This is a genomic window from Cohnella thailandensis (assembly GCF_014212135.1).
Taxonomy (GTDB): domain Bacteria; phylum Bacillota; class Bacilli; order Paenibacillales; family Paenibacillaceae; genus Cohnella; species Cohnella thailandensis.
Genome location: NZ_JACJVQ010000028.1, coordinates 41,998 through 63,770, shown reverse-complemented (window position 1 = coordinate 63,770; position 21,773 = coordinate 41,998). Strand labels below are relative to the sequence as shown.

19 protein-coding genes are annotated in these 21,773 nt (G+C 62.3%); 16 read left to right on the top strand and 3 right to left on the bottom strand.

Translation table 11 applies throughout. The features are described from left to right. Positions 1-63 precede the first annotated feature (63 nt). From H7B67_RS28460 to H7B67_RS28385, 16 genes are all read left to right on the top strand, one after another. Entirely contained in the window at positions 64-1,701 is a 1,638-nt protein-coding gene (locus tag H7B67_RS28460; RefSeq protein WP_245363128.1) for an extracellular solute-binding protein, read from the top strand. 84 nt (positions 1,702-1,785) lie between these two features. Further along, on the top strand, positions 1,786-2,688 hold the full coding sequence (locus tag H7B67_RS28455; protein ID WP_185123288.1) for an ABC transporter permease: 903 nt from the start codon (positions 1,786-1,788) through the stop codon (positions 2,686-2,688). A gap of 51 nt (positions 2,689-2,739) precedes the next feature. After that, positions 2,740-3,615 (top strand): carbohydrate ABC transporter permease, encoded by an 876-nt coding sequence (locus H7B67_RS28450; RefSeq protein WP_185123287.1) that lies wholly within the window; start codon positions 2,740-2,742, stop codon positions 3,613-3,615. Between the two features lie 30 nt (positions 3,616-3,645). Next, a complete protein-coding gene (locus H7B67_RS28445) occupies positions 3,646-4,596 on the top strand; it encodes a sugar phosphate isomerase/epimerase family protein (RefSeq protein WP_185123286.1) in 951 nt (316 codons plus the stop codon). 3 nt (positions 4,597-4,599) lie between these two features. After that, entirely contained in the window at positions 4,600-5,280 is a 681-nt protein-coding gene (locus H7B67_RS28440) for a hypothetical protein (RefSeq protein ID WP_185123285.1), read from the top strand. Between the two features lie 31 nt (positions 5,281-5,311). Further along, on the top strand, positions 5,312-7,123 hold the full coding sequence (locus tag H7B67_RS28435) for a hypothetical protein (protein WP_185123284.1): 1,812 nt from the start codon (positions 5,312-5,314) through the stop codon (positions 7,121-7,123). Beyond that, complete coding sequence (locus H7B67_RS28430) at positions 7,116-9,617, top strand: glycoside hydrolase family 88/105 protein (protein ID WP_185123283.1); 2,502 nt, start codon at positions 7,116-7,118, stop codon at positions 9,615-9,617. The genes H7B67_RS28435 and H7B67_RS28430 overlap by 8 nt, the downstream gene beginning before the upstream one ends. After that, positions 9,614-10,288: an MgtC/SapB family protein gene (locus H7B67_RS28425; RefSeq protein WP_185123282.1), complete on the top strand. Its 675-nt coding sequence runs from the start codon at positions 9,614-9,616 to the stop codon at positions 10,286-10,288. The genes H7B67_RS28430 and H7B67_RS28425 overlap by 4 nt, the downstream gene beginning before the upstream one ends. Before the next feature lie 356 nt (positions 10,289-10,644). Next, the gene (gene iolD / locus H7B67_RS28420) at positions 10,645-12,519 is read left to right on the top strand and encodes a 3D-(3,5/4)-trihydroxycyclohexane-1,2-dione acylhydrolase (decyclizing) (protein ID WP_185123281.1); all 1,875 of its coding nucleotides are present in this window, start codon (positions 10,645-10,647) and stop codon (positions 12,517-12,519) included. Between the two features lie 364 nt (positions 12,520-12,883). Then, on the top strand, positions 12,884-13,780 hold the full coding sequence (gene iolE / locus H7B67_RS28415) for a myo-inosose-2 dehydratase (protein ID WP_185123280.1): 897 nt from the start codon (positions 12,884-12,886) through the stop codon (positions 13,778-13,780). A 22-nt stretch (positions 13,781-13,802) separates the two neighbouring features. After that, positions 13,803-14,813: a 5-dehydro-2-deoxygluconokinase gene (gene iolC / locus H7B67_RS28410; protein WP_185123279.1), complete on the top strand. Its 1,011-nt coding sequence runs from the start codon at positions 13,803-13,805 to the stop codon at positions 14,811-14,813. Positions 14,814-14,832: 19 nt separating this feature from the next. Continuing rightward, complete coding sequence (locus H7B67_RS28405) at positions 14,833-16,290, top strand: CoA-acylating methylmalonate-semialdehyde dehydrogenase (RefSeq protein WP_185123278.1); 1,458 nt, start codon at positions 14,833-14,835, stop codon at positions 16,288-16,290. Positions 16,291-16,352: 62 nt separating this feature from the next. Then, on the top strand, positions 16,353-17,366 hold the full coding sequence (gene iolG, locus H7B67_RS28400; protein ID WP_185123277.1) for an inositol 2-dehydrogenase: 1,014 nt from the start codon (positions 16,353-16,355) through the stop codon (positions 17,364-17,366). A gap of 12 nt (positions 17,367-17,378) precedes the next feature. Then, a complete protein-coding gene (gene iolB, locus H7B67_RS28395) occupies positions 17,379-18,200 on the top strand; it encodes a 5-deoxy-glucuronate isomerase (protein WP_185123276.1) in 822 nt (273 codons plus the stop codon). A 163-nt stretch (positions 18,201-18,363) separates the two neighbouring features. Continuing rightward, positions 18,364-19,374, top strand: a complete 1,011-nt coding sequence (locus H7B67_RS28390; RefSeq protein WP_185123275.1) for a LacI family DNA-binding transcriptional regulator — start codon at positions 18,364-18,366, stop codon at positions 19,372-19,374. 143 nt (positions 19,375-19,517) lie between these two features. Then, entirely contained in the window at positions 19,518-19,964 is a 447-nt protein-coding gene (locus H7B67_RS28385) for a hypothetical protein (RefSeq protein WP_185123274.1), read from the top strand. Between the two features lie 84 nt (positions 19,965-20,048). Here the strand turns inward: H7B67_RS28385 and H7B67_RS28380 are convergent, their stop codons facing one another. The 3 genes from H7B67_RS28380 to H7B67_RS28370 are packed head-to-tail and all read right to left on the bottom strand — an operon-like array spanning position 20,049 to position 21,772. Further along, entirely contained in the window at positions 20,049-20,831 is a 783-nt protein-coding gene (locus tag H7B67_RS28380) for a DUF4247 domain-containing protein (RefSeq protein WP_185123273.1), read from the bottom strand. Then, entirely contained in the window at positions 20,831-21,343 is a 513-nt protein-coding gene (locus H7B67_RS28375) for a DUF4178 domain-containing protein (protein WP_185123272.1), read from the bottom strand. Before H7B67_RS28375 ends, H7B67_RS28380 begins: the two co-directional genes overlap by 1 nt. A gap of 24 nt (positions 21,344-21,367) precedes the next feature. Beyond that, complete coding sequence (locus tag H7B67_RS28370; protein ID WP_185123271.1) at positions 21,368-21,772, bottom strand: DUF350 domain-containing protein; 405 nt, start codon at positions 21,770-21,772, stop codon at positions 21,368-21,370. Position 21,773: the final 1 nt, after the last annotated feature.

Below are 21,773 nucleotides of genomic sequence, written 5' to 3'. Positions count from 1 at the left end.
TGAAACCGCATTCACGAAAGTCGGATCGAGAGTTGAATTCATAACGAAAAAGGGGATGAACGCATGGTTAAGAAGTTGAACCAACACGGCATGCACAAAAAGACGGCCGGCCTGCTGGCGCTTACTCTCGCAAGCACGGCCCTGCTGTCCGCATGCGGCGGCAACAACAATAACAACGGCGGCGATACCGCAAGCGCGACGTCGGGCTCCTCCTCCGCTCCATCCGGCAAGTCGGTGACGCTGAAGGTCGAAGTGTTCGACCGGGGCAACGCGCCGGACGGCATGTCCATCACCAATAACTACCTAACCAAGTTCGTTCAGGATAACTTCGGCACGCCGAACAATATCAAGCTCGAATTCGTGCCGGTTCCGCGCTCCGAGGAAGTCAACAAGCTGAACGTTCTGATGGCGAGCGGCAGCGATGTTCCCGACATCGTGTTCACCTACGATTCCGGAACCTTCTTCCGTTACGCGCAGCAAGGCGGCCTGACCGACCTTAGTGAGTTGCTTGACCAATACGGCTCCAACCTGAAGTCGTTCCTCGGCGAAGATACGCTCGCTTACGGCGTCGTCGAAGGGACGCAATACGGAATCCCGGCCAAGAGAACCCACTTGGGCAAGTACTCCTCCTTCATTCGAACCGATTGGCTTGACAAGCTCGGCCTTCAGGTACCGAAGACGACCGACGAGCTGTACGACGTGCTCAAAGCATTTAAGGAAAAGGATCCGGGCGGGACCGGCGGCAAGGCGATCCCGCTCGGCATGTCGATCGCCCCGGCCCAATACGAGCCGCTGATCTGGTCGTTCATCCAGCCGACTACGGAAGAGCAAAAGTACACGCTCACGCAGCAGCTTGGCTCCCGCGATTACCCGGTTCTGCTTCCGGGCTTTAAGGATGCGCTGCAATTCATGAACAAGCTGTACAACGAAGGGCTCATGAGCGCCGACTTCGGTCTCGACGAAGACAAGACGAAGCTTGGCCAGGACGTCTCCAACGGCCTCGTCGGCTTCTACAGCGAAGACGACATGAACCCGTTCTACAAGGACGGCACGGTCGACACGCTGAAGGCGAACATTCCGACGGCCGTTCTCTCTTCCGTCGACGTCTACACGAACTCGGAAGGCAAGCATGCCAAGCCGGAGTATGCGCCGGTCGGCATGTACATCATGATTCCGAAAGCGAGCAAGCACGCGGCCGAAGCGGTCAAGTACCTCGACTGGATGGCGTCCGGCGACAACCTGTTCCGGATGCAGAACGGCGTCGAAGGCGAGAACTACAACCTCGTGGACGGCGTTCCGGTCACGATCGCCGATCAGCCGGCCGAATTCAGCAACCGTCTCTACAACCAAGGCGACATGGCGATCATCTCCAACGGCAAGTCGCTCGGCGACGCCGACAAGAACGTCGAAGCTTACGTCAAGGGCATGCCTGAGGCGAACCAGGAAGAGACCCGCAAGGCGATGACGATCTCCCGCACCGACACGATCGCGCCGATCCGCTTCGACGTTCCGGTCGAATCCCAGGCCAAGTACGGAACGACGCTGCTCGACAAGTTCGAAGAGCTTCTCGTCAAGACGACGATGGCGAAGCCGGATCAATTCGAGACCACTTACGAGTCGATGCTGAAGGACTACATGGCCAGCGGCGGTCAAGCGATTCTCGACGAGCGCAAGAAACTGTATGCCGATATGCAAAAATAATCCGGCTTGACGGCCGCGCGTCCGGGAGGAGCCTTGCGGGCTCCTCCTTAGGCGCACTCCCCAGCAGAAGGAGGCTTCACCGCTTTGAATGCGACCCGATATATCCGCCGATATTGGCAGCTGTACGCTCTTCTCGTCCTGCCCGTGCTTTATTTCGCCATCTTCAAATACGGTCCGATGTACGGCGTCATTATCGCGTTCAAGGACTTCAACTTCTTCCAAGGCATCAACGGCAGCGAATGGATCGGCTTCGACGCGTTCCGCGAAGTGTTCGCGATGCGCGACTTCTACAAGACGCTGCGCAACACGCTCATGCTCAACCTGCTCGACCTTATCGTCTCGTTCCCGGCTCCGCTTTTTATCGCCATCATGCTATATGAACTGAGAACCGCCTGGTTCCGGAAGCTCTCGCAAACGATCCTGTACATTCCGCACTTCATCTCCTGGGTTATTATCGGCGGCATCGCCTACCAGGTATTCGGCACCCAGTCCGGGATGCTGAACAACGTCATTACGTCGCTCGGCTTCGACGCCGTGCCGTTCCTGACCGACAAGAACTACTGGCTCGTTACGTATCTCGCCATCGGCGTGTGGCAGAGCGCGGGCTGGGGCACGATCATCTACCTGGCCGCGTTGACCGGCCTCAACCGCGAGCTGTTCGAAGCCGCCGAGGTGGACGGCGCCGGCCGCATGCGCCGAATCTGGAGCATTACGCTTCCGAGCCTCAAGCCTACCATCGTGACCCTTCTCATTATCAATATCGGCCATATGATCTCGATCGGCTTCGACCGGCCGTACGTGATCGGCAATACCACCGTACGCGAATATTCCGACGTCTTGAGCACGTTCGTTTACCGGGTCGGCCTGGAGTCCGGCCAATATACGCTGGCAACCGTCGTCGGCTTGTTCCAAGCCGTTGTCGGCCTCGTGTTCGTCCTGGGATCCAACTACGTCTCCAAGAAGCTGGCGGATCAGAGCATTCTGTAGTCGAATGCGGCATCCATGCGGCTCTCGCATATCGGAAAGGAGCATGAAGGCATGAAAGCTCGTCAAGGAGGCCGTCTGTTCGATACGGTCAATATTATCGTCCTGTTTCTATTGGTATTGCTTTGTCTCGCTCCGTTCGTTCACCTCGTCTCCATCTCGCTCAGCTCGGCCCGCGCCATCAACTCAGGCGAAGTCAGCCTGCTGCCCGTCGAGATGAATTGGAATTCCTACAAGCAGGTCATCACCGACATGTCGATGATCAAGTCGCTCGGCTTCACCATCCTGCTCACCGTCCTGTTCACGGTGTTCTGCATGGCGATGTCGCTCGCCGCGGCTTATCCTCTATCAAAGATGAAGCTGAAGGGCCGCAAGACCGTCATGTTCTTCATCATCATCACGATGTTCTTCAGCGGCGGCATCATCCCCGAATACATTCTCGTTCGCAACCTGCACATTCTCGACAGCATCTGGGCGCTCGTGCTGCCCGGCCTGATCAGCCCGTTCTATCTGATCATCCTGATCACGTTTATCCAGAACATCCCGGACAGCCTGGAGGAATCGGCGGAGATCGACGGCAGCTCGCACTTCCGTTCGCTGCTCAGCTTGATCGTTCCTTTGTCCATGCCGGTCATCGCGACGCTCAGCCTTTTCTACGCGGTCGGACGCTGGAACGGCTTCCAGGACACGCTCATGTACATTACCAGCCCGGAGCTGTACCCGCTCCAGCTCAAGCTTTACCAGCTCGTGCAGAACAACATGGTCAGCGACCTGATGCAGCTCGAAGGCGCCAACGGAACGCAGCTGCTTCAGCCGGAGAGCCTGAAGGCCGCCAGCGTCATCTTCGCCACGGTGCCGATTCTGCTCGTGTACCCGTGGCTGCAGCGCTACTTCGTCAACGGCGTCATGCTCGGCGCGGTGAAGGGTTAACTAGATTTTCATGGAAAAAGGAGAACCGTCATGGGCAAGGACAAAGGAGAGTATTCGTTCTCGACCTGCTGGAATATAAAGCGCCATCCGGTCGGAAGCGGCATGATCGAAGAGATACGCGAGCTCGGCTTCCGCTTCGTCGAGCTTAACTACAACGTGACCGATGAGCTGCTCGAAACGATCGAGCCTTTGATCGAGCGCGGTGAGATCGGAGTCTCGAGCGTTCACAATACGTTCCCTCACGTGCCCGACCCCGATTACGGAACCGACTCGGTTCTGCTAGGCTTCGAGGACGCGGAACGGCGCAACAAGGCGATCGAGCTTCTCGTTCGCTCGGCCGAATACGCGCATCGCTACGGCGCGCGGGCCGTCGTCGTTCATCCGGGAGAGGTGCCGTTCGTGCACAACGTCGACCAGGAGCTTAAAGGGCTCTATCATGAGCACGGAGCCGATTCCGCCGTCTATCGAAGCCGGTGGAACGAGATGCTAGAGCGGCGAGAGTCGCTTAGCGCCGAATACCTTCGCCGGATCGGCGACAGTCTCGAGGAGGCTTGCAACCGCATCGCCTCCAAGGGCTGGAACGTCTCGCTCGGCATCGAGACCCGTTCCCGCTGCTATCAGATGCCGACGCTTCGCGAAGCACGTTCGGTGTTCGATCGCCTGCCGGACGCCCCCGTCGGCCTCTGGTACGACTTCGGCCACGGAATGATGATGGAACGAATGGGGCTGTACGACAACGCCGCCGACATGGAGCTCATCAAGGACCGGGTCGTCGGCATTCATATTCACGAGACGGTCGGCCTGTCGGACCATTGGTGCCCTTACGTGCATAGCGGCGACATGGAGTACTTCGACCGCTTCCTCCCGATCATCGCCGCCGCCCCGGTCAAAGTGTACGAGCTCAAGGCCGCCTGCAAGCCGGAGGAGATCGAAACGAGCCACGACCTGCTGCTAGGGAAGCTTGCAGGACTCGGGACGTAGCCGATGAAGGACGAGTGGATCACTTACGCCCCCGTGCTGATGTTCGATGAGCGGGAGCCGTTCTATCCGGTTCGCGTTGGCGTCTCCGAACTGCGCGACGGCGAGTCGTCTCCTTCGTTCCGGAGAACGATGAGCTTCTCCGGCCGCGATATCGACCGCGCTTTGGAATACGCGATCTATTGGGACTATGACATCCAGCATCTTTACGAGCTGGAGCACGTATGGTTATACCTTCGCAAGGACGGCACCGTCGCGGATGCGGAAGCGAGCTTTCACGGCCGCTACTTGAAGGCGCTGCTGCCGGACCGTTCCAATCTGAGCGGCAACAAGGTCATTCTCTACTCCCAGCCCGGCAAGCACGCTTTCGCTCCGCTGCCTCTCCTGTTCCGGCTGCTTCCGAACGCCGACGAGTGCACGGACAAGGAAGCCGGACGGGATGGCCTTACCGCTCCCGATTGGCTTGGCAGCGATTCCGTCCGCCTGCTCATGGCGGACGAAGGCGCGCAGCGGCTCGTCCGGGAGCATATCCGCTCCCGATTCCGCTTCGCTCCCTCCTATTCGTTTCTCCCTTACGAGCTAGGTGGACAAGAGGATCTGTTCGTGCCCTGGACGTCGCTGCTCAAGGAGATCCCGCTTCGCATCGAACGGGAGATGGCCTTCATCCGCGGCTCCTTCGGAGAATAGCACCAACGGCAAGTCAGAGAGGATGAGAAGAATGTACGAGAAGCTTATAGCCGCGGGCGATCGATGGACGGAATTCGCGCTCGCTAGGCAAGATATGGATGGGAGCAGCCGCTTCTACGGCGGCGTCTCCGACTTGGACAACGGCATCGCATGGCCGACCCACACGGGAACCGGGATGTATCTGGCGATCTGGGCGTGCGCCCTGTCCGCGCCGGAATCCGCGCGCTATCGCGATGCGGAGCTAGCCGGCAGGCTGGAGCTGGCCGCCTCGTTCATGCTGCGGCAGCAGCATGCGGACGGGACGATCTCCCCCGGGTGGACGAATCTCCATTCGCCTCCGGACACCGCGTTCGTCGCCGTCGGGATGGCCCAGGCGCTCGAGCTGCTGGAACGCCAGCAATGGCCGCCGCTGAACGGGACGATAGCCAACCTCCGCCTCTTCCTGGAGAGGACCGCGCCCGCGCTGTTGACCGGAGGCTGCCATACGCCGAACCATCGCTGGGTGATGTCCGCGGCTCTCGGATATCTGTACCGGTTGACCGGGCGCGCCGAGTTCCTCGCCCGCGCCGAGGAATGGCTCGCGGAAGGAATGGACATCACCGCGGACGGCGAATGGACCGAACGCAGCAACGGAATTTACAACGGCGTCAGCGACATCATGCTTCTTCACGCCGCCGACCTGCTGGGCAAGCCGGAACTGGTCGAGCCGGTTCGGCGCAACCTGCGGATGATGGCCTACCTCGTTCATCCCGACGGGGAAGTCGTCACCGATTATTCCGGACGCCAGGACTTCGGCCATCGCCATGATCTGTCGGGCTACCTCCCCGCGGCGGCGATGCTCGCCCATCGCGACCGCGATCCGTTCTTCGCCGCGCTCGCCAAGCTGGCGGGAGAGGCGATCGATCACCCGGGCTCGGCCAACAACAACGCCCTGCTCGGCTTCCTGCTCCATCCGGAATGGCGGGAGGAGACGATCAAGCCCGGCTCCCTGCCGACGGAATACCGCGTCGTTCTCAACCGAGACTTCCCTCGCGAGGCGTATCTGGAAGCTATGAAGGACGCCGGGCACGGCGGCCGCATCTACCATAGCCGCCTTCATCCCGACTTCGGAGCTCCGGTCGCCCGCGAACGCAGCGGAAGCACGAGCCTTACGGTCATGGCCGAGACGAATTCCTTCTTCGCGCTTCGCCACGGGGCGGCTCGCTTGCTCGGCCTGACGGTCGGCTCCAGCTTCGAGCCCGGCTTCGTCCGGATGAACCGTATGGAAGCGTCCGGAGACGGCTATAGGCTGTCGGGCATCGAGACGAAGGGATACTACGGCCCCGTTCCGTCCGGCAGCCTTCCCGCCTCCGCTTCGGGCGAGGTCAGCCCTTGGTATCTGCTTCCGCACCATCTCAGGGAGACGACCCATCTCCAGGAGCACCGCGTGGAAGCGGAGCTGATCCGCGAGGCGGACGGCTGGACCGTGAGCCTTCGATGCCCGACTCCGGAGCCCGTCGTGACTCAGGTATCGTTCCTCTTCGGTCTCGACGGCTCGTTCGCCGGCGGCGAACTTGAGCCGTTGAACGGAGCCGCGGGCGAATTTGCCGGCGGCGGCGACGCGGACGCCGGATTCGTCCGCGGCACCCGGTTCTGGAAGGGCGGCGAGGTCCGCTACGCTTCCGGCAGCGACTGGTTCGAGCTGTCGGGCGGAGCCTTCGAACACCGGGCGAGCGCTCTGCGCAACGCCGAGCTCCCTTCCGGCTGCCAGGCGCTCGTCGTCAATCTGCTCACCCCGTTCGACCGCACGTTCCGGATCCGGATGTCCCCGTCGGCACGCGAGGAGGCGAAGAAGAATGACTAACCTCGAATTGACGTCCGGCGCTGCAGGCGGAGCTGCTAGCGCGGCTGGGGCCGGAGTTGCGCGCGGAGTTGCGCGCGAAGTTGTGAGCGAAGTTGAGGTCGGCGCTGGGAGCAACGCCGTTCCGGCCTCCCGCCCGAAGAGGCCGGCGCCTTCCGGCTGCTTCGATCCCCGCGAAAGCGCCGCCGCCGCGTTCGGCGAGGACGACCGGCGAATTCTGGAGCTGGTGGCGAACCGGTATATCGGCGCCAATCCGCCGGTTCCGTTCGCCGTCCGCAGCTTCTGCACGGAGGGCGTCCTCCAGAACGAGGAAGGGCTGTACGACCTCGATCTGGCCGAACGGCTTCCGCAAGCGGAGCTGGGCCATTACGCCTACGCGTTCGCCCTTGTGTGGAGCGATGGAGAGCGGTCGATCGACAGTGTGATCGAGCCGCTGGGCCCGACCTCCCTCTATCTGAACCAAGAGCTGCTATATCGCTCCGGTGTCGTGGACGAGATGAAGCCCGACGCCCGGGTCGTCGTCCCCCTTCTCTTCCGCAAAGGCTGGAACGAGGTGCTCCTCGAAGCGAGAAAAACCCCGGCGGGCTTCGGCTGCCGCTTCGGCGCCGACGAGGCGAAGGTTCGCATCCTGCACGTGCTCTCCCCGTTCGCCGATAGGACCGGCAGCGCGGGATGGGCCGTCTCGCCCCCCGTACCGACTGCATGCTTCGGATCGAACGGACGGTTCCCCGACGGCTCGCGGCCGGAAGCGGACAGCGGACTCGAGTGGCTGCCGCGGATCCGGTGGACGGGCGAGGAAACGAAGCTGCCGAACCTCGAGCGGATTTTCGGCCGGCCTTCCCAACCGGCGGACGCTTTCGGGTGGACGAAGCTGGAGCCGCTCGGGGAGGCAAGCGTCGTTCTCCAAGGTAGCTCGCGCGGAGCGGCGACGGTATGGATCGACGGCCGGCCTGTCGTCCGTTTGAACGAGTCCGGCAGCTTCCGGACGGCGCCATTGCCCATAAAGGGACAGGTCGACGTTCTTGTTCGCTCGTCCGCCGGAGCGGACGGCTGGGGCTTCGAATTGAAGGCGATCGCGGGAGAGGCGCCGCTCCTATTCCACTGCCCGGCGACGGTGCACGGCTACGACGGAGAGTGGCTCTATGCCGGACCAATCGCCCCGGACGCGACCCTCGATCCCTCCTCCGTCTGCTCGCTGTCGACGCTTTTCCCAGCGGAAGGCTCTCCCGGGCCTTCCGGCAAAACGTACTGGAGAACGGATGCCCCCGGCTCCCGGGTTCGTCCCTACTACGAGAACGCCATGCTCAGCAACAAGTGGACGACAGGTGCGGCCACCAATTACGGCCGTTGGGACTATCCTCTCGGCGTCACGATGTACGGCCTGCTCCGAGCGGCGAGCGCGCTGAATCGCCCCGAGTGGGCCGAGTACGCTCGGAGCCATATCCGAAGCTGCACCGGAATGTACGATTACTCCCTATGGGATCGAGACGCTTATGGCTTCCCTTCCATCAACCAGCAGCTCGTACTCATGAAGATGCTGGACAATTGCGGCTCGTTCGGCTCGGCCATGCTGGAATCCCTCTCCGCTCCCGAAGGGAATGCCGGCGCGGGTACGGGAGCAGGCAAGGGTGCGCATGCGGACGCGTCATCGGTCGAATACGCTTCGTCAGCGGACCGCTCCGCCCGCCGCATCGCCGACGTCATAGCCGAATTTATGCTGCGAAAGCTGGAGCGTCGCGAGGACGGGGCCTTCTACCGCCGCAGCCCCGGCGAATACTTCGACGATACGATGTGGGCCGACGATCTGTACATGAGCGGACCGTTCTTGGCGCGCTACTCTCTATTAACCGGTTCTCCGGAAGCGATCGACGAGTCGGCCCGGCAGTTCCTGCATTACCGTCGGTACTTGTTCATGGAAGATTGGCGAGTCATGTCCCACGTCTACGATTTTAAGTACGGAAGAGCGACCCGCGTTCCTTGGGGACGCGGCAACGGCTGGGTGCTGTTCTCGCTGACGGAGCTGCTCGAAAAGCTTCCGAAGGAGCATTCCGATCGCAAAGCTCTGCTCGACTTCTTCCGAAGCCTGTCCGAAGGAGTCCTCACGCTGCAGGGCGATTCCGGACTATGGAGACAGGTGCTGAATGAGCCCGATGCCTACGAGGAAGCCTCCTGCACGGCCATGTTCGCTTACGCCTTCGCCCGCGGCGTCCGTTACGGCTGGTATCTGCCCGAGGAGCAAAAACGCTTCGCGGACGCGGCAATCCGGGCATGGCGAGGCCTCGCTTCTTCGGCGATCGACCGTCATGGCAACGTTCACGGCGTCTGCAGCGGATCGCGCTATTCGTTCTCGCCGGACTACTACATGCATGAGCTGCGTACAGTGGTTAACGACAACCATGGCATCGGCATCGTTATTCTCGCGGGTATCGAGGTTCATCTCTTGAAGCGTTTCTTCTCGGGAGAAGCTGTCGGGCAAGGAGGCATGCGGAACGGATGATGTTCGCCCTCAAGCTTGGAGCCGCCATGGCGCTCGGATTGCTGATCGGAATCGACCGCCAGCTGCGGCACAAGCCGCTGGGGATCAAGACGAGCATGGTGATCGCAGTCGCGAGCTGTCTCATCACGCTCGTCTCCATCGAAGCGGTCGCCCGGTTCGCGCAGCCCGGGATGACCAATATGGACCCGATGCGCCTGGCCGCCCAAATCGTCAGCGGCATCGGCTTCATCGGCGCCGGCGCTATCCTTCGCCGCAGCAACGACGGCATCTCGGGCCTGACGACCGCCGCGATGGTATGGTCCTCCGCGGCGCTAGGCGTCGCGGCCGGAGCCGGCTTTTTCAAGGAAGCGTTCGTATCGGCCGCGCTTATCATCGTCGCCGTCAACCTCGTTCCGTCCGCGATTCGCTTGATCGGCCCCTCCCGCCTGCGGGAGAAGGAGATCTCGGTCTGCCTAACCGTAGCCGAACCGGCGGAGCTGGGCTCGGTCATCGACCGAATCCGGCTGACTCACCACGTCAAGCATACCAAGATCCGCGACTCCGAGGACGGCCGCAGGGAGGTTCGCCTCGTTCTATCCGCGACCGACCGTCAGTCGACCGAAGGCGTGTACGCAGAGTTGAAAAGCATGAAACCGATCCTGTTCGTCGAGGTCGAGAGCATCGGTACCTGACCCGTTCAACTCCGCCGGAAGTTCGCATGCCGGGTCCGGATGAGTAATCACGACTCAAGTGGAGAGACTTCGGGCGCTACAAGAAGCTCAGATGAGTAACTAGGACTCAAGTCGGCTCGTAAACGTTCGCATGGTGGGTCCGGATGAGTAATCACGACTCTGAAATCCTAAACGGATATGCAGTTCCTCACGTTACTATGCAGCCTAAAATCGTTTTTCATTGCTTAACTGCTATCTTATCCGATACGTAACAGCAACCCTATTTACTTGCACCGAAGACCGCAGATAGCCCAATCGGGCATTTTCGTATGAAGTTAAGCGCTTAATTCATTTTCAACCGGAAAGGAAGGGGAACGATGGCCACGATTCGTTTAACGATGGCGCAAGCGCTGCTTAAGTTCCTGGATAACCAATACATCTCCGTCGACGGAACGGAGACCAAGTTCGTGAAGGGCGTCATGGGCATCTTCGGCCACGGCAACGTGACCGGCATCGGCGAAGCGCTGGAGCGCAGCCCCGGCGATCTCGCCTTCATCCAAGGCAAGAACGAGCAAGGCATGGCCCATGCCGCGACCGCTTACGCGAAGCAGAAGCGCCGCCGCCAGATCTGGGCCTGCACGTCGTCCATCGGACCGGGCGCGCTCAACATGGTGACGGCCGCCGCGACCGCGACCGTCAACCGCATCCCGCTGCTTCTGCTGCCGGGCGACAACTTCGCTTGCCGCCAGCCGGACCCGGTGCTTCAGCAGCTTGAAGTGCCCGGCGATTATACGGTCGCCGCGACGGATGCCTTCCGACCGGTCAGCCGCTACTGGGACCGGATCGTCCGTCCCGAGCAGCTGATGACCGCCGCGCTTCAAGCGATGCGGGTGCTGACCGACCCGGCCGACACCGGCGCGGTCACGCTGGCGCTGCCGCAGGATACGCAGACGGAGGCAATCGACTATCCGGAGGCGTTCTTCCGCAAGCGCGTGCATATCGTCGACCGGCTTCCTCCGGCCCCGGAAGCCGTCAGACGCGCCGCGGAAGTCATTGCGGCCGGACGTCGGCCGCTGATCGTCGCCGGAGGAGGCGTGCACTACAGCGGGGCAGCCGAGGCGCTGGCGTCTTTCGCTTCCGACTTCGGCATTCCGGTCGCGGAGACGCAAGCCGGCAAGAGCGTTCTGCCCTGGAACCATCCGCTCAACCTTGGGGGCGTCGGCTCCACAGGCACTCTGGCCGCGAACAAAGCGGCCAAGGAAGCCGACGTCGTCATCGGCATCGGCACCCGTTATTCCGACTTCACGACCGCCTCGAAGTCGGCGTTCTCCCAAGCGGACGTCCGGTTCGTCAACCTGAACGCGAACGCGGCGGACGCCGCCAAGCTGGCAGGCACGGCCGTCGTCGGCGATGCTCTGGAGTCGCTTCGGGCATTGGCGGACGCGCTGAAGAACTCTGGATACCGGAGCGGCTACGCGGACGGTGAGATCGCCGTCCTCCAAGAGGAGTGGAGCCGCGAGGTCGATCGGCTTTACTCCCTGGATTCGGCCGACGGCCTTCCACAGACGAGAGCGCTCGGCATTCTTAACGAGACGCTTCTGCCTTCGGACGTAATCGTCTGCGCCGCCGGAAGCCTCCCGGGCGATCTTCATCGCTTGTGGCGACCGGCCGAGCCGGGCACGTATCACCTGGAGTACGGATTCTCCTGCATGGGCTACGAAGTAAGCGGGGCGTTCGGAGCCGCCTTGGCCGAACCCGGGCGGAACGTCTATGCCCTCGTCGGCGACGGCAGCTACCTGATGCTCCATTCCGAGCTCGTCACCAGCCTTCAGGAAGGCGTGAAGGTTACCGTAGTGCTGCTCGACAACAACGGCTTCCAATGCATTCACAACCTGCAGCGCAGCCGAGGAAGCGACGGCTTCGGCAACGAGTTCCGTTACCGCAGCTCCGCAACCGGACGGCTCGACGGAGAGTGCCTGCCGATCGACTATGCGGCGCACGCCCGCAGCTTGGGCGCGAATGCCGTCACCGTCCGCACGGCGGAGGAACTGCGCGAAGCGCTGCTTCAAGCCCGCGAAGGGAAAACCTCGACGCTGATCGAGGTCAAGGTGCTGCCGGGAACGAATACGGGCGACTACGAATCGTGGTGGCGCGTCGACGTTCCGGAGGTATCCGTCAGCCCGAAGGTGAACGAAGCCCGCCAGAGAGAAGAGGCGCATACGGAAAAAGCCGCCCAACGAACCATCCGTTAACCAGCCGGCGTCTCGAGGACAACGTCGGGTTACAGAGCCGAAGCATGCGTTTCATGCCGCTCTAGCCCGACAACATCGGCTTACAGAGCCGAACCATGCGTTTCATTCCGCTCTAACCCGACAATATCGGCTTACAGAGCCGAAGCATGCCTTTCATTCCGCTCCAACCCGACAATATCGGCTTACAGAGCCGAAGTATGCCTTTCACGCCGCTCTAACCCGACAATATCGGCTTACAGAGCCGAAGTATGCGTTTCACGCCGCTCTAACCCGACAACATCGGCTTACAGAACCGCCTCCCGGCGCCTAGCCGCGCGCCATAGGCAAGGGCCAATTTATCCATAAACCTGCAGGAGGGATTCCCATGTCTAGCAAACTGACTTTTAAGCTCGGCATCCACCCGATCAACTGGGTCGGCGAGGACGTTCGCGAGCACGGCGCCGACACGACCTACCGGACGATTCTGGACGACATCCGCCGCCTAGGGCTGACCGGCACCGAGATGGGCCGCAAGTACCCGCAAGACCGCGCGTTGCTCCGCCAAGAGCTCGACTCCCGCGGCATCCGGCTCGTCTCGCAATGGAAGTCCGTGCTGCTGTCCGCGCCCGAATACCGCGAGCGAGAGCTCGCCGCCTACCGCGAGCATTGCGCCTTCCTCCGCGACATGGGCGCGGAGGTCGTCAGCACGGCGGAGGTCGGCGGCTCCCTCCACTTCGACCCGCGCCGCACGCCGAACGAGAAGGTCGTGCAGCGGCTTGACGACCTTGGCTGGCAATCGCTCGCCGAAGGGCTGAACGAAGCCGGCAAAATCGCCGCGGAATACGGCCTAAAGCTGACCTACCATCACCACGGCGGCACCGTCGTCGAATCCCCCGAGGAGATCGACCGGCTGCTCGAGATGACCGATCCTTCGCTCGTTTGGCTGCTGTACGACACCGGACACGCGCTTTACGGCGGCGCGGACCCGCTCGCCGTGCTGCGCAAGCATTACGATCGGATCGGCTACGTCCACCTGAAGGACGTTCGCCTGTCCGTGCTCGCCGAAGCGCGCGCCGAACAAGCCGACTTCGTCACCTGCATCCGCAAGGGCGTGTTCACCGTGCCAGGCGACGGCGATATCGACTTCCCGCCGATTCTCGCCGAGCTGTCCGTTAGGGGTTATGCCGGGTGGGCCATGCTCGAGGGCGAGCAGGACCCCGCGGAACATCCGCCGTACGAGTACGCCCTCCGTTCGCTGCAATTCATTCGCCAACACGCTTAACCAAGCGGAGAAAGGAGCCTTCATGAATCCCATCGTTTTCCCGACCGGCAAAACTCTCGACTTCGTCGCGATAGGACGGCTGTGCATCGACCTGAACGCCAACGAGATCAACCGTCCCATGGAGGATACGGCCACCTTCACGAAGTACGTCGGCGGTTCGCCCGCCAACATCTGCATCGGCATGTCCCGCCTCGGCCTGCGCACCGGCTTCATCGGCAAAGTCGCCGACGACCAGATGGGCCGTTTCATCGCGCGCTATCTGGATAAGGAGGGCATCGATTCGTCCGCCGTCAGCGTCGATCGCACCGGAGCGGTAACCGGGCTTGCATTCACCGAGATTAAGAGCCCGTCCGACTGCAGCATCCTGATGTACCGCGACAACGTCGCCGATCTTCTGCTTACGCCAAGCGAAGTGCCGGAGTCGCTGATCGCCGGAACGGCCCTGCTGCTCATCTCCGGAACCGCCCTGGCCAAGAGCCCGTCGCGGGAAGCCGTTTTCCAGGCGCTCGACTACGCGAAGCGGCACGGAGCCGTCATCGCTTTCGACCTCGACTACCGTCCGTACACGTGGGCATCCGACGAAGAAACGGCGACCTATTACAATCTTGCGGCGGAAAAGTGCGACATTCTGCTCGGCACGCGAGAGGAATTCGACAGGATGGAGCGATTCGAGGCCAATTCGAAGCGCGACGACCGCATCACGGCGAAGAAGTGGTTCGACCATTCCGCGCGGATCGTCATCATCAAGCACGGCAAGGAAGGCTCCATCGCCTACGCCAAGGACGGGTCCTCGCACCGCGCCCGCAGCTTCCCCGCGAAGGTCGTCAAGACGTTCGGGGCCGGCGATTCCTACGCGGCGGGCTTCCTGTACGGCCTGATGCAGGGCTGGAGCATCGAGGCCAGCATGGAGTTCGGCAGCGCGGCCGCCTGCATCGTCATCTCCAGCCACAGCTGCTCCGACGCCATGCCGAGCGCGGATCAAGTCCGCGACTACATCGAACGCTGCAACCGCGGCGAGATCGTCCCTAATTAACCGAGAGGAGCTAACGCCCATGACGAACTCGAAGGCTAGAACATTGAACAACCTGATCGGAGGGCAGTGGGTCCCTTCCGCCTCCGGCCGCGCCGAACCGGTATATAATCCCGCCACGGAAGAGGTGCTCGCTTACGTCCCGATGTCCTCGAAGGAGGAGGTCGACCAAGCCGTCACCGCCGCACGCCAAGCGTTCGCGGACTGGAGCCGCACTCCGGTACCCCGTCGCGCCCGGGTTCTTTTCCGCTATCAGCAGCTTCTCGTGGAGCATTGGGGAGAGCTTGCCCGACTCATCACCTTGGAAAACGGAAAGAGCTACGCGGAGGCCTACGGAGAGGTACAGCGGGGCATCGAATGCGTCGAATTCGCGGCGGGAGCCCCTTCGCTCATGATGGGCAAGCAGCTGCCGGATATCGCCACCAACCTGGAATCCGGCATGTACCGCTACCCAATCGGAGTCGTCGGCGGAATCACGCCGTTCAACTTCCCGATGATGGTCCCTTGCTGGATGTTCCCGCTCGCCATCGCCTGCGGCAACGCGTTCGTGCTCAAGCCGTCGGAGCGCACGCCGCTGCTCGCCGAGCGTCTCGCCGAGCTGTTCCTCGAAGCCGGGCTGCCGGCGGGCGTGCTCAGCATCGTGCACGGCGCCCATGACGTCGTGAACGGCATCCTCGAGCATTCCTCGATCGCCGCCGTCTCGTTCGTCGGCTCGCAGCCGGTCGCCGAGTACGTGTACAAGACCGCATCCGCCCAAGGCAAGCGCGTGCAAGCTCTCGCCGGGGCCAAGAACCACTCGATCGTCCTCCCTGACGCCGATCTCGATGCCGCCGTCACCCAAATCGCCGGCGCCGCTTTCGGCTCCGCCGGGGAACGCTGCATGGCTTGCTCCGTCGTCGTCGCCGTCGGCGACATCGGCGACTCGCTCGTCGAGAAGCTGAAGCAGGCCGCCGACGCGATCACGATCGGCAACGGCATGGAGAAGGACGTGTTCCTCGGCCCGGTCATCCGCCGGCAGCACAAGGAGCGCACGGTCGGCTATATCGAAGCCGGCGAGAAGGAAGGCGCGAAGCTGCTTCGCGACGGGCGTCTCGACGCGGCGGCGAGCGGCGACGGCTACTTCGTCGGCCCGACGCTGTTCGACGATGTGAGCCTCGAGATGAGCATCTGGAAGGACGAGATTTTCGCTCCGGTGCTGTCGATCATGAGAGCCGGCTCGCTGGACGAGGCGATCGCGATCGCCAACGAGTCCCCGTTCGCCAACGGCGCCTGCCTGTTCACGAAGGACGGAAGCAGCGTCCGGCAGTTCCGCGAGACGATCGACGCCGGCATGCTCGGCATCAACCTCGGCGTTCCGGCCCCGATGGCGTTCTTCCCGTTCTCCGGGTGGAAGAAGTCGTTCTACGGGGATCTGCATGCCAACGGAACCGACGGAGTCGAGTTCTACACGCGCAAGAAGATGGTGACGGCCCGCTGGTAATGTCCAGCCGGCCAAGAGAATGCGGGAGGAGCGCGAAGCTCTCCGCCGGGAGGAACGACAACATGACGACATTAACGATCGGCATTATCGGAGCCGGACGCATCGGCCGAATTCACGCCGACAACCTGCTTCGCCTGCCTGAAGTCAAGCTGGCCGCGATCGCCGACCTGTTCGCCGGAGACGAGCTTCGCGAATGGGCGGCCGCGCGCGGCATCGACCGCGTGACGACGAACAGCGACGAGATCCTGGGCGACCCGTCCATTGGCGCCGTGTTCATCTGCTCGTCGACCGACACTCACGTGCCGCTGATCCTTCAAGCCGCGGCGGCAGGCAAACACATTTTCTGCGAGAAGCCCGTCAGCATGGACATTCGCCGCACCCGCGAGGCGCTCGAAGCCGTCCGCAAGGCGAACGTCAAGCTGCAGATCGGCTTCAACCGCCGCTTCGACCACAACTTCCGCCGCGTTCGCGAGCTGATCCGGGAAGGACGAATCGGCGACACCCATCTGGTGAAGATCACCTCCCGCGACCCGAACCCGCCGCATCCCGATTACATCAAGGTGTCCGGCGGCCTGTTCATGGACATGGCGATCCACGACTTCGACATGGCCCGCTACCTGTCCGGCAGCGAGGTCGAGGAAGTATTCGCGCAAGGAGCCGTTCTCGTCGACCCGGTATTCGCGGAGCACGGGGACATCGACACGGCGATCACGACGCTTCGGTTCGAGAGCGGGGCGCTCGCGGTCATCGACAACAGCCGCCGCGCCGTCTACGGCTACGACCAGCGAGTCGAGGCGTTCGGCTCGGCGGGAAGCGCTGCCGCCGACAACGACTATCCGAACACGGCCGTCATCAGCGGCGCCGACGGCATCGTCCGCGACAAGCCGCTTCATTTCTTCCTCGAGCGTTACAACGAGGCTTACGTCGAAGAGACTCGCCAGTTCGTCGACAGCATCGTCCGCGGCCTGCCGCTTCCGGTCGACGGCAACGACGGGCTGCAAGCGGAGAGAATCGCGCTGGCCGCGAAGCGTTCCGTCGAGTTGAACCGCCCCGTCCGTCTGAGCGAGATCGAATAGGAGGAACATGCCATGGCGAATTTGATCGTGAAGCCGAGTCCCGTACCGGCGGCCGACGGCCGCATGCTGTCCATCGCGCCGGAATCGGCGGGCTGGGAATATGTCGGCTTCGAGGTATACCGCTTGAAGCCGGGAGAGAAGCTGGCTAACGACACGCATGGGCAGGAAGCCTGCCTGGTGCTGCTCTCCGGTCGCGCCGACATCGTGACGAAGGAAGGGAGCTGGCCCAACGTCGGACGGAGAATGAGCGTCTTCGAGAAGACTCCTCCCTTCTCGGCCTACGTGCCCGCCGGCGACCGATTCGCCTTAACCGCGTTGACGGAGCTGGAGCTCGCGGTCTGTCTCGCCCCCGGCGCCGCAGGACGCAAAGCCCGGCTTATCGGTCCGGACAGCGTCGGCGTCGAGCTGCGCGGCAGCGGCAGCATGGAGCGGCTCGTGCATAACATCCTGCCCGAGAGCGAGCCGGCGGACAGCTTGCTCGTCGTCGAGGTGTTCACCCCGGGCGGGCATTGGTCGAGCTACCCGCCCCACAAGCACGACCGGGACGCGCTCCCGGAAGAATCTCTCCTCGAGGAGACGTATTACTTCCGCGTTCAGCCGGAGCAAGGCTTCGCCGTCCAGCGCGTCTACACCGACGACCGTTCGCTAGACGAGACGCTGGCCGTTCGCGACGGAGAAGCGGTGCTCGTGCCGAAGGGCTACCACCCCGTCTCCGCCCCTCCCGGCTACGACGTCTATTACCTGAACGTCATGGCCGGACCGAAGCGCGCTTGGAGGTTCCGCAACGACCCGGCTCACGACTGGCTGATGAACGCCCCTCTCCGCAAGGAGTGAGCTTGCCTAACGAACGGAAGGCTTGCGCGTCGGAGTCACGGCGTCTTGGCGCCCCGGCATCCTCTTTGTCTTGGACATAAGGGGAAATTATGCTTGCTTAAATTTTTCCCATCCATGCATAATGAAGGTAATTCTATGTTTTGAAACGGAGCGCAGGGAGTTTATGAGAGCGACTATCTACGATGTAGCCAAGGAAGCGGGCGTGTCGATCGCGACCGTGTCCCACGTGCTGAACGGCAAGGGCAAGATCAGCCGCGAGAGGCGCGAGGAGATTCGGCGCATTATCGAGAGAATGAACTATCAGCCGAGCGCGATCGCCTCCGCGCTGACGAGCAAGAAGACGTTCACGCTCGGCCTGCTCATCCCCGACATCTCCAACCCCTTCTTCGCGGAGCTGGCGCGGGCGGTGGAAGACGAAGGCCAGCGGCTCGGCTACAGCTTGTTCATCTGCAGCACCGACAATCAGGACCGGAAGGTCGAGAGCTACGCGGCGCTGCTTCGCCAGAAAGGCGTCGACGGGGTCATCGTCGGCACCGGCGTCGATCGGCTGTCCTCGCTCGCCCCGCTGCTGGAACGGTCGATTCCCGTCGTCTTCGTCTCTCGCGAATGTCCGGACGCTCCCGGCATTCCGTCCGTCGTCTCCGACGACTATGCCGGAGGAGCCGCCGCGGCCCGCCATCTGCTGGGGCTCGGCCATCGCCGGTTCGCCGTCATCGCCGAGAGCGAAGCCGTCAGCAGCAGCCGAGAACGGGTCCGCGGCTTCCGGGATACCCTTCGCGATGCCGGCCCGCTTCCCCCCGTCAAGCTCGAGAGAGCGGTCGGCATCCGGGAAGGCCGGCAGCAAGCGTTAAAGCTGCTGCGGGCCCCGGACCGGCCGACCGCCATATTCTGCTGCAACGATCTGATCGCCATCGGCCTCCTTCAAGGGGCGAAGGAGCTCGGCCTGCGCATTCCGGCCGATTGCTCGGTCGTCGGCTTCGACGACACGATCCTCGCCTCCGTTACCGATCCGCCGCTGACGACGGTAGCCCAGCCGATCGAGCGGATCGGCCACTCCGTCATCCGGCAGCTCGTTCAATCGGCGGAAGGCCGCGCTTTCGAAAGGGAACGGCTCGTCCTCGAGCCCTCCCTCACCGTACGCGCCTCCACGGCGCCGCCCTCCTCTCTCGGTTAAGCCGACGGCGGGGAGGTTTTTTTGCGTTCGAGCTCCTCATATCAAGATTATAGGCCGGCGGCCCCCGTCGCCCGCCCCGATCCGTCACCGCTCCCTGGGCGGGCGCATAACCTAGAATCAACTACCCAGGGGAGGAATCACTTATGAGCGCCGGTCAAGCAAGCCAAGCGATCGTTTACCAGGCGGAGAGCCCGTGGATCGACCAAGTCAAGCAAACCCGCCGCAAGCTCGCCGAGCTGTGCGGCAAGCATGACAACCGCCCGGTTCGTATCCAGACGATCGACGGGCATACCTACGAAGGCACCATCGTGGGCACCGACGGCTGCCACGTTCACCTGATGCACTTTCCGCAGCAGGGCGGCCATCAGCCGCCTCAACACGATTATCAACAACCGTACGGGCAACAATCTCCGTATGGCCATCCGTCTCATCCGTACGGCCATCCGTCTCATCCGTATGGCCATCCGTCTAACCCGTACGGCCATTCGCCTCATTCGCACGGCCAGCATCGCTTCTTCGGCCCTAGTTCCGCGGCCGCGATCACGACGCTCGTCCTGTACGAGCTGCTCGTCATCACGCTTCTGATTTGATCGGAGACCGATAAACGCAAAACAGAGGCGCGGCGAGCTCCATGCTCGCCGCGCCTCTATCGCGCACATATCGTTAACGAAGCGTCACCTTCGCCGGGTGATCCTGCCCGAGCCTCCGATCTTCGTCTTCGGCGAGCCCGACTTGCGCGGGCTTAGCCAGCCGGACGAGCCGGACTTGCCCGAGCTTCCGTCCTTGTTGCGGGTGATGCTCCCCGTCGTCCCCGTGCCCGAAGAAGAATCCTGCTTCTTCTTGCCGAACACTCCGTCCGAGCCGACTCCCGCGCTGTCTCCGCCGGTTACCCGTTTGAAGATAGAGCCCTTCTTGGACACCGTCATCGGAGGAGCGGCCTTCGTGTCGCCCGCCGTCGGCGCGCGGTAAGTACCCGTCTTCGGAGGGTTCGTCGTCTGGCTTCCGTAGCCGCGGTAATCGCCGTAGCTTCCCCTCGGCACGTTGTCGAACAAGCTCCCGATCAAGCTGGCGAGCAGATATCCCTCCAGGAAGGATGGGCTGTAATTCTGCCGCACGTATTCCGTGCTGTCGACTTCGATCAAGGTATCTTCCGGGTTGTTCGGATCCTTCTGAACGTGAATCACTTGATCGGAGTAGACGAGGAACATCCGTTCCTCGTCCTCCGGAGATTGCTGCTGCGGCTTCTTCTGAGCCGCCAGCTCAGAAGCCACCTCCGGCACGGTCTCTCCGGCCGCTCTGTAGACGTAAGAGGTCGAATTGCCGCTGCCGTTGACCGACTCTAACGGATAGCTCTGCTCGACGTTTACGGTGCCGCATGCGGACAACAGCGTAACGACGAGAGCCAGAATAACGGTGTAGTGGATCCATGAAGTCCATCTGCGGCGAGGGGAATCCATTACGCGCCTCCCCGGAGCCACTCGACATCCGCGGGAAGTATCGATTCTCCTTCATACAGCATAAAACGGCCGTTCTGCCACTCGATCCGGAGAAGCTTGCGCCCGTCCGACTGGAAGTTCCAGACGTGCAGGTCCCCGCCCGCGGACGTGAACGGCGTGTTGCCGTCTTCCACGATCCGGGAGTAGAATTGCTCGTCCAGATAATAATGAATGCCGTCGAGCTCGATCTCGGTAGGCACCTCGTCAAACGAATCGAGACGCCCGTCGATGACGGAGTAGAGGCCGTACAGCGTACGCTCCCTCTCCTCGATGCTTAGATAGCGAATATCCGCGCCGTCCCGCAGCGTCAGCCAGACGGCATTGCGGTTGACCGGCTTGGTTCGGCCGGCGATCTGGTACGTCACGAGCGATACCTCGATCACGTCGCCCGGACCTAACGTCAGAACGCTCCGTTCCGCCTTCAGCGGCTCGGGCTTCTTCAGAATGTTTTTAACCCGTTGAAACAAGCTCATGAGCGATCCTCCTTCCGCGCGGCGTTACAGGCACGCGCCGATAATCAGCGCGCCGACGCCATGCAACGACCCGGCGATCAGGCCGTAACCGACGATGCCCTTCTTGACTCCCTCGTCCAGCCGGAGATCGGCCAACGCCTTCAGTACCGCCTCCACGATCCATTCCAGAACAAACAGAATGACGAAGGAGACGAAGGAGACGAGCAGCGCTTCCCATAAGTCGTCCGAAGTGACGATGGACCGGGACAGGATGTATCCCTGGGAGGCCAGCTTCAGCACGAAGCGGACCGTCACGGCGGTGTTGCCGTTCTTCATCTCTTCCAGGTCGCGATACTTCGTGAAGAAGGAGTCGATTGCCATCAGAATAAAAAGCAAAACGGCGCCGGCGGCGGTCCATACGAGCGTTCCCAGAATTTCGTTAAACGTCAAT